A 3,219-nucleotide genomic window follows, 5' to 3' on the forward strand; every position below is an offset into this window, starting at 1 on the left:
ATAACGCGCGAGGTGAGAGACCTCGCGATTCCTTGATTGACTTGTGTACTTCCCGTGCTGGGCCGTGAGGCTCGGGTCCGGAGGGGTCAAAGTTATAGGGTCAAGTGAATAAGAGCATGTGGTGGATGCCTTGGCGATGATAGGCGACGAAGGACGTGATAGCCTGCGATAAGCCTCGGGGAGCTGGCAAATAAGCTTTGATCCGGGGATTTCCGAATGGGGAAACCCACCTGCAAGGGTATCGCATGATGAATACATAGTCATGCGAGGCGAACCGGGTGAACTGAAACATCTCAGTAGCTCGAGGAAAAGACATCAACCGAGATTCCGAAAGTAGTGGCGAGCGAAATCGGAGGAGCCTGCTAGTGATAGCACGGGACTTAGCAAAACGGTCTGGAAAGACCGGCCATAGCGGGTGATAGCCCCGTATGCGAAAAGACCTGTGTGGTACTGAGCTAGCGAAAAGTAGGGCGGGACACGTGAAATCCTGTCTGAAGATGGGGGGACCATCCTCCAAGGCTAAATACTCATCATCGACCGATAGTGAACTAGTACCGTGAGGGAAAGGCGAAAAGAACCCCGGGAGGGGAGTGAAATAGATCCTGAAACCGCATGCTTACAAAAAGTCGGAGCCCTTCGGGGTGACGGCGTACCTTTTGTATAATGGGTCAGCGACTTACATTCAGTGGCAAGGTTAACCGAATAGGGAAGCCGCAGGGAAACCGAGTCCGAACAGGGCGTTCAGTCGCTGGGTGTAGACCCGAAACCAAGTGATCTATCCATGGCCAGGATGAAGGTGCCGTAACAGGTACTGGAGGTCCGAACCGACTAGTGTTGCAAAACTAGCGGATGAGCTGTGGATAGGGGTGAAAGGCTAAACAAACTTGGAAATAGCTGGTTCTCTCCGAAAACTATTTAGGTAGTGCCTCACGTATTACCTTCGGGGGTAGAGCACTGTTTTGGCTAGGGGGTCATGGCGACTTACCAAACCAAGGCAAACTCCGAATACCGAAGAGTACAGCGTGGGAGACAGAGCACCGGGTGCTAACGTCCGGACTCAAGAGGGAAACAACCCAGACCGCCAGCTAAGGTCCCTAAAATTGGCTAAGTGGGAAACGAAGTGGGAAGGCTAAAACAGTCAGGATGTTGGCTTAGAAGCAGCCATCATTTAAAGAAAGCGTAATAGCTCACTGATCGAGTCGTCCTGCGCGGAAGATGTAACGGGGCTAAGCCAGTTACCGAAGCTGCGGATGTGCGCGCAAGCGTACGTGGTAGGAGAGCGTTCTGTAAGCCTGTGAAGGTGGCTTGTAAAGGCTGCTGGAGGTATCAGAAGTGCGAATGCTGACATGAGTAGCGTTAAAGCGGGTGAAAAGCCCGCTCGCCGTAAGCGCAAGGTTTTCTACGCAACGTTCATCGGCGTAGAGTGAGTCGGCCCCTAAGGCGAGGCAGAGATGCGTAGCTGATGGGAAACAGGTCAATATTCCTGTACCGATGTGCAGTGCGATGTGGGGACGGAGAAGGTTAGCTCAGCCGGGTGTTGGATGTCCCGGTTCAAGCCTGTAGTCGTGCCTGGTAGGTAAATCCGCCGGGCTTAGATGAGGGGTGATAACGAGGCGGCTTGCCGCCGAAGTGAGTGATACCCTGCTTCCAGGAAAAGCCACTAAGCTTCAGCTGCACACGACCGTACCGCAAACCGACACTGGTGCGCGAGATGAGTATTCTCAGGCGCTTGAGAGAACTCGGGAGAAGGAACTCGGCAAATTGACACCGTAACTTCGGAAGAAGGTGTGCCGCAAGTCGGTGAAGTCCCTCGCGGACGGAGCCAAAAGCGGTTGCAAAAAATCGGTGGCTGCGACTGTTTAATAAAAACACAGCACTCTGCAAACACGAAAGTGGACGTATAGGGTGTGACGCCTGCCCGGTGCTGGAAGATTAAGTGATGGGGTGCAAGCTCTTGATCGAAGTCCCAGTAAACGGCGGCCGTAACTATAACGGTCCTAAGGTAGCGAAATTCCTTGTCGGGTAAGTTCCGACCTGCACGAATGGCGTAACGATGGCCACACTGTCTCCTCCCGAGACTCAGCGAAGTTGAAATGTTTGTGATGATGCAATCTCCCCGCGGAAAGACGGAAAGACCCCATGAACCTTTACTGTAGCTTTGTATTGGACTTTGAACGGATCTGTGTAGGATAGGTGGGAGGCTTTGAAGCCTGGTCGCTAGATCAGGTGGAGCCAACGTTGAAATACCACCCTGGTGCGTTTGAGGTTCTAACCTAGGCCCGTTATCCGGGTCGGGGACAGTGCATGGTAGGCAGTTTGACTGGGGCGGTCTCCTCCCAAAGCGTAACGGAGGAGTTCGAAGGTACGCTAGTTACGGTCGGACATCGTGACGATAGTGCAATGGCATAAGCGTGCTTAACTGCGAGACTGACAAGTCGAGCAGATGCGAAAGCAGGACATAGTGATCCGGTGGTTCTGTATGGAAGGGCCATCGCTCAACGGATAAAAGGTACTCTGGGGATAACAGGCTGATACCGCCCAAGAGTTCATATCGACGGCGGTGTTTGGCACCTCGATGTCGGCTCATCTCATCCTGGGGCTGTAGCCGGTCCCAAGGGTATGGCTGTTCGCCATTTAAAGAGGTACGTGAGCTGGGTTTAAAACGTCGTGAGACAGTTTGGTCCCTATCTTCCGTGGGCGCTGCAGATTTGAGGAAGCCTGCTCCTAGTACGAGAGGACCGGAGTGGACGCACCTCTGGTGTACCTGTTGTCACGCCAGTGGCATTGCAGGGTAGCTAAGTGCGGAAGAGATAACCGCTGAAAGCATCTAAGCGGGAAACTCGTTCCAAGATGAGATCTGCCGGGGCCTCGAGCCCCCTGAAGAGTCGTTCTAGACCAGGACGTTGATAGGTCGGGTGTGGAAGCGCAGCAATGCGTTAAGCTAACCGATACTAATTGCTCGTGCGGCTTGACCCTATAACTTTGATCATTGATCAAGGCGTATGCCCAAGGGTTGAACGCAATCAAATAAAAGCTGATTGGCTCTATGAATTGGTCTTCTTGACCCCGTCAAGACGACAACAAGTTATGCCTGATGATCATAGCGAGGTGGTACCACTCCTTCCCATCCCGAACAGGACAGTGAAACGCCTCTGCGCCGATGATAGTGCGGATTCCCGTGTGAAAGTAGGTCATCGTCAGGCTATTAATCCAGCCCAA

At 53.0% G+C, this 3,219-nt stretch carries 2 rRNA genes; both read left to right on the top strand.

The features are described 5' to 3' along the window. Window positions 1–98 precede the first annotated feature (98 nt). Window positions 99–2,976 (top strand): 23S ribosomal RNA (locus tag EZ242_RS21840). A 114-nt stretch (window positions 2,977–3,090) separates the two neighbouring features. Further along, window positions 3,091–3,203 (top strand): 5S ribosomal RNA (gene rrf / locus EZ242_RS21845). Window positions 3,204–3,219 lie beyond the last annotated feature (16 nt).

It is taken from the genome of Ramlibacter rhizophilus, assembly GCF_004681965.1.
GTDB lineage: Bacteria > Pseudomonadota > Gammaproteobacteria > Burkholderiales > Burkholderiaceae_C > Ramlibacter > Ramlibacter rhizophilus.